The 3,671-nt window shown below is 33.8% G+C and carries 11 protein-coding genes; all 11 read right to left on the bottom strand.

The genetic code is table 11. The annotated features are described in order from the left end of the window. The coding region (locus QNK89_RS10200; protein ID WP_340170932.1) for a hypothetical protein at nt 1–438 on the bottom strand (438 nt) is incomplete at its 3' end. Nucleotides 439–504: 66 nt separating this feature from the next. Beyond that, nucleotides 505–789, bottom strand: a complete 285-nt coding sequence (locus tag QNK89_RS10195; protein WP_340170931.1) for a hypothetical protein — start codon at nt 787–789, stop codon at nt 505–507. Between the two features lie 427 nt (nt 790–1,216). Further along, complete coding sequence (locus tag QNK89_RS10190) at nt 1,217–1,540, bottom strand: hypothetical protein (protein ID WP_340170930.1); 324 nt, start codon at nt 1,538–1,540, stop codon at nt 1,217–1,219. Then, the gene (locus QNK89_RS10185) at nt 1,512–1,769 is read right to left on the bottom strand and encodes a hypothetical protein (RefSeq protein ID WP_340170929.1); all 258 of its coding nucleotides are present in this window, start codon (nt 1,767–1,769) and stop codon (nt 1,512–1,514) included. The genes QNK89_RS10190 and QNK89_RS10185 overlap by 29 nt, the downstream gene beginning before the upstream one ends. A gap of 3 nt (nt 1,770–1,772) precedes the next feature. Beyond that, nucleotides 1,773–1,907: a hypothetical protein gene (locus tag QNK89_RS10180; protein ID WP_340170928.1), complete on the bottom strand. Its 135-nt coding sequence runs from the start codon at nt 1,905–1,907 to the stop codon at nt 1,773–1,775. A 72-nt stretch (nt 1,908–1,979) separates the two neighbouring features. Then, on the bottom strand, nt 1,980–2,324 hold the full coding sequence (locus QNK89_RS10175; protein WP_340170927.1) for a hypothetical protein: 345 nt from the start codon (nt 2,322–2,324) through the stop codon (nt 1,980–1,982). 12 nt (nt 2,325–2,336) lie between these two features. Then, entirely contained in the window at nt 2,337–2,732 is a 396-nt protein-coding gene (locus tag QNK89_RS10170) for a hypothetical protein (RefSeq protein ID WP_340170925.1), read from the bottom strand. Nucleotides 2,733–2,737: 5 nt separating this feature from the next. Further along, on the bottom strand, nt 2,738–2,950 hold the full coding sequence (locus QNK89_RS10165) for a hypothetical protein (protein ID WP_340170924.1): 213 nt from the start codon (nt 2,948–2,950) through the stop codon (nt 2,738–2,740). A gap of 3 nt (nt 2,951–2,953) precedes the next feature. After that, nucleotides 2,954–3,145 carry a hypothetical protein gene (locus QNK89_RS10160; RefSeq protein ID WP_340170923.1) on the bottom strand — a complete coding sequence of 64 codons (192 nt, stop codon included), beginning with the start codon at nt 3,143–3,145 and terminating at the stop codon, nt 2,954–2,956. A 110-nt stretch (nt 3,146–3,255) separates the two neighbouring features. Further along, nucleotides 3,256–3,486 (bottom strand): hypothetical protein, encoded by a 231-nt coding sequence (locus QNK89_RS10155; protein ID WP_340170922.1) that lies wholly within the window; start codon nt 3,484–3,486, stop codon nt 3,256–3,258. Between the two features lie 5 nt (nt 3,487–3,491). Beyond that, the coding region (locus QNK89_RS10150; protein ID WP_340170921.1) for a hypothetical protein at nt 3,492–3,671 on the bottom strand (180 nt) is incomplete at its 5' end.

Here is a 3,671-nt window from a genome sequence, read left to right as displayed (position 1 = left end):
AACTGCTAGTATGTAATTACCACGCTTAAACTTTTGGGCAAACGCCTTCACCGTAAATGCAACCGGCTTATGCTTATATTTTGGGTTAACCATGTCACCACCTTGTTTAGGCCCGTGACCTAGCACCTTTAACGTTCTAGTAATGCCACTATTAAATAGACTCAATTGGCCCACCTCATCAAACGTCATTTCTTTAACGTTGTCCAAAGTAGACATAAACTGTTTTGTACCTTCACCTTTCTTACGTTTGAAAGTATCACTAACATACTTGTGTGCTTGAGAATAATTAACATCACAAGCATTTGCAATGGCTCTCACCACGCAATCATTTTTCTCGCTTTTAGCTGTTTGATCAGAACCACTAACTGCATAACCACTTTTAAAATTTTTCAACATAACCTTTATTTTTTTAATTAATACTAACGTTAATGGCCTCAACTCATTAACACCGTGAATATACGAACAATAGCTCGGGTATCCAAGCCTTTTGGCGGGAGTCTTTAATTAAACCCAACCAATAGCAGCACCATAAAACCGAGTCATAGACATGGTTTTAAGACCTGTACGTGGGTGACGGAGTGAATCATCACGACGCTCACCGTAAATATTCTTACCAGTAAAATTGGCATAGCGACTGTAGCACTCCTGATAATATACTTTATCAGCTTTAACATCAATACTCAAACACAGGCTAGAACCCGTGGCACTGAAATTATCACTAAATTGCTTACCCTCATACTCCATGATATCTTTAATATCTAACTCATCTAACTTTCTTACACTATACATAACCTTTATTTTTAATTAACAATTGCGTTCCCGCCTCATTTACCCCGTAAATATACGAAGGCTCCCTCGGGGAACCACATATCTTCGCCGGTGCCTTAAATACTTCGTTGTGAGTGTTTGTGAACAGCCGTAGCTCCGTGTGTTCACAAGTATATACTCGTTACCTACGGTAAAGGTTGGATGCGCGGGCCAAATGGGTTAATACACCCTGCACTTTGTGGCACATTCCCCTATGGGCGTTTGTTACATACTATTAATATGATCTCGCCACGTGTCATACTTGACCATTTGTTGGTCATACTTACGTTTAGCTTTCGCCTTACTACGCTCTTCTAACCACGTCCACCCAAATGCGAAGGCGAATATTGTAGGAACACCTATTAAAGCAATTATCATTTCATTATCCATATAATGTTAATTTCAATTGTTAGTACTCATTTGCATCGTCGTAACCCTCACCACGACTATCCCCACCGTCACGACTGGAATAATCATCGTCATCATCCTCATTATCCACCCATCCATAGTTATTTGATTGGGTTGCTTTTTGCTCATAAGCTTTAGGTGAAGGCATATCAGAGTAATTACACCACGTCTCCGGACTCTTCATCTCCATGTCTCTTTCTTTATTAATTTTATCAATAGTATCCATCATAGCAGCTAAGTGTGCTCTATAATTCATCCTATCAGTAAACGACATTGTTTCAAAATTAATGATATCTTTATTTATCTCCATATCTAACTTTTTCAATAATAACTTCTTTTGCCTTTTTAATTTCAAAATACTCAGTTAAGAATTCACTTGGGTAAGTATAAATCTCACCCTCATAATAACTCGTCTTTAACTCTTTAACTTGATGCTTAACACCACATTGCACAGCTGCATAAGCAACTTTTTGGCCTAATTTACCTCCAGCAGCATGACCTAAATGATCATACAATGAAATAAACTCACCACCATATACTTTTTTCTCTTCCATAACTTATAATTGATTAAAATGAATCTGATTTATTAATACTTCCAAATCACGCTTAACAACACCTACAGCTCCATCTTCTAAATCGGCTTGCATTTGTCTTAACCTACGATATAATTTTTCTTTTAATTCTTTATCCATAATATTGTTTTATTAATTTTAATTTAACTTCTTCACTAATCTCATTAGTTTGATATAGTTTTTCTATTAGTTCTACCATTTTTCATTTTTAACTTGTTGTTGTAATTCTTCAAAATCTTCTGCTGTTGATGTTTTAAACATAATCTCAGCTACAAAATCAGCATTAACCCAACCTTTAACAGTTTCATCTGCAAATACAATCATATCCTTACCACTTAAGGCATCTTCATCTGTTACGTTATTATTAAAAATGGCTATTTCAGCAGTTGATGATTTCCACCTAGTATCTTTAGTTGATTCATCCCAAGCACCATCACCTTTCCTCGAACAGTAGTTCATAGTACCCCATTGAACAGATATTTCAAACCCATTTTCAAATTTCATACTAAAACCCTTATTATAACTTGCTATAAACATAATCTTCTATTTTTATTTATCCCACAATCTTTTTAAACTACCTACGCTTTCATCAACTACTTTTCCTCTAACAATTTCACTCCAAAGCCTATCAAACAATTCATACTGCTCATCAGTTACTTCATCTATTCCCTCTAACATAGCAACATTATTATCATAATCTTCAATTGCAGTTAAAAACGATCCTGAGCTGTTCGGTGGTAATTTATTTTCAAATATATTCCACATCAACCATTTATAATATCCTTCTTTTTGTTTATCATTATTCCCTTGAAATGAGGGTGATTGTTCTCTTAACATAACCATCTCACTAAATACCTTGGATTTATTATCCTCAACTAACGATTTAGCAATAGCAATTTCCTTCACTAATATCTCTAACTCAACTCTTATTTGTTCTTCACTCATAACTATTATCTTTCTAAAATTACAAAATCACCAAAATTCTTATCAAACACTTCTAATAAATGCTCATAATCACCTTTCATCATTTCCTCAGTTGGACTTTTAAAACCTAATTGTTTAGATAATCTATTTGCTAAACCCATTAATGCAAAAGCATTACCATCTGGACCTGTCAAGTCTACAATAATTGGACCTGTTTGTTGTTGTTTTTCTCTAATCATGGCTTACGAATTAGATCTTGAAAACTTACCATTATATTGATACATTATTCCTAATGTAGGATGTGTAATGTTATTACCATGCTGAATTTCCTCAGCTAACATTTTAGACATCTCATGACACTTTAATGCAGTAACAAATACCGTACCATTAATAACTTTCGAATTACTTGAATTTAAATTTACTTTTTTTGACATAACTTTTATTTTATTTAATTAATAATTGGGCTCGCACCCGTTTTACCCCGTAAATATACGAACAATATCTCGCTTCTCCAAATTTTTATGCGGGAGTCTTTAATTTATTGTTATAAATTGTCCCTAACTGAGTTTCGTATAACCATTTGTGAAGTTGGAGCAATTCCAAATGAAACCCAATTATCATCATTATTGAATATAATGCGGCAGTGATCCATTGTTGTTTCACTATCAAATTCTAGATGTCGTCTTGTAATAGGGCATAATACTGGAAACCATTTAGTTTCCCATCCATTATCTAAAAATGTAACCCAAGCCATTTCTTTATCTAAATCTATCATAACCTTTATTTAAAAATTGTTAAACCATTTAATGCCTCTAATGTTCCTTCAAAACCTGGAATATCTTTAGTGGGTTCTCTACGTTCATAGTCATGAATTGAACTTTCAATAGATCTAACACCATCAAATACACCATCTATCAAATATAAGTAAAAATACTCTATATATATATATATATATATACA

The sequence above is a fragment of the Lacinutrix sp. genome (assembly GCF_037625555.1).
Taxonomy (GTDB): domain Bacteria; phylum Bacteroidota; class Bacteroidia; order Flavobacteriales; family Flavobacteriaceae; genus Lacinutrix.
This window is presented reverse-complemented; position numbering and strand designations above follow the sequence as displayed.

Bases quoted from the DNA above. Each gene is read 5' to 3' on its own strand.
- QNK89_RS10195 (WP_340170931.1), bottom strand. From the start codon at position 789: ATGTATAGTGTAAGAAAGTTAGATGAGTTAGATATTAAAGATATCATG.
- QNK89_RS10185 (WP_340170929.1), bottom strand. From the start codon at position 1,769: ATGGAAGAGAAAAAAGTATATGGTGGTGAGTTTATTTCATTGTATGAT.
- QNK89_RS10180 (WP_340170928.1), bottom strand. From the start codon at position 1,907: ATGGATAAAGAATTAAAAGAAAAATTATATCGTAGGTTAAGACAAATG.
- QNK89_RS10175 (WP_340170927.1), bottom strand. From the start codon at position 2,324: ATGTTTATAGCAAGTTATAATAAGGGTTTTAGTATGAAATTTGAAAAT.
- QNK89_RS10170 (WP_340170925.1), bottom strand. From the start codon at position 2,732: ATGAGTGAAGAACAAATAAGAGTTGAGTTAGAGATATTAGTGAAGGAA.
- QNK89_RS10165 (WP_340170924.1), bottom strand. From the start codon at position 2,950: ATGATTAGAGAAAAACAACAACAAACAGGTCCAATTATTGTAGACTTG.
- QNK89_RS10160 (WP_340170923.1), bottom strand. From the start codon at position 3,145: ATGTCAAAAAAAGTAAATTTAAATTCAAGTAATTCGAAAGTTATTAAT.
- QNK89_RS10155 (WP_340170922.1), bottom strand. From the start codon at position 3,486: ATGATAGATTTAGATAAAGAAATGGCTTGGGTTACATTTTTAGATAAT.